The organism is Halomonas sp. SIMBA_159, from assembly GCF_046536035.1.
Taxonomy (GTDB): Bacteria; Pseudomonadota; Gammaproteobacteria; order Pseudomonadales; family Halomonadaceae; genus Vreelandella; species Vreelandella venusta_A.
The window spans coordinates 1-412 of record NZ_JAWJBT010000125.1 but is presented as its reverse complement, the minus strand read 5'-3'; the positions used below and the strand labels follow the sequence as shown (position 1 = coordinate 412).

General features: G+C 51.7%; 1 protein-coding gene. It reads right to left on the bottom strand.

Going from position 1 to position 412, the window contains the following annotated elements; all coding sequences use genetic code 11:
• The coding region (locus tag R0J87_RS18665; protein ID WP_498888068.1) for a Mu transposase domain-containing protein at positions 1-412 on the bottom strand (412 nt) is incomplete at both ends.

The window sequence follows — 412 nt, the reverse complement described above, 5'->3', positions numbered from 1 at the left end:
CGATGGCGCTGGCCCATTGTTTGAGGCGACCGGGCGTCCATTGCTGATGCTTCTGATGGCGTTTTGGCATATGACTTTCATCGGTTGTTATCCCGGGATAGCGTTTTCGGGGATGGGAGGCGACGAGCTGTTGACGATAATAGAGCTGGACTAACCGGTCTCCGGCATGCAGCTCCAACTTCTCACCAACATACTGATGCGGAACTGAGTAGTGGTGATGTTCATACTGGATGTGATAGTCGCTATTTACCTTTACCTGCTTGATAGCTACATAGCGGTAAGGCATGCACGGCAAGGGCTTGAGTGCTGGCTGGTCTAACTTTTCGAAGGCTTCCTTGCGGTTGCCCGGCAACTGTTTGAACGGCTTCTGGTTCAACTCTTCAAGCAACGCCATGATGCACTGGTTTAACTC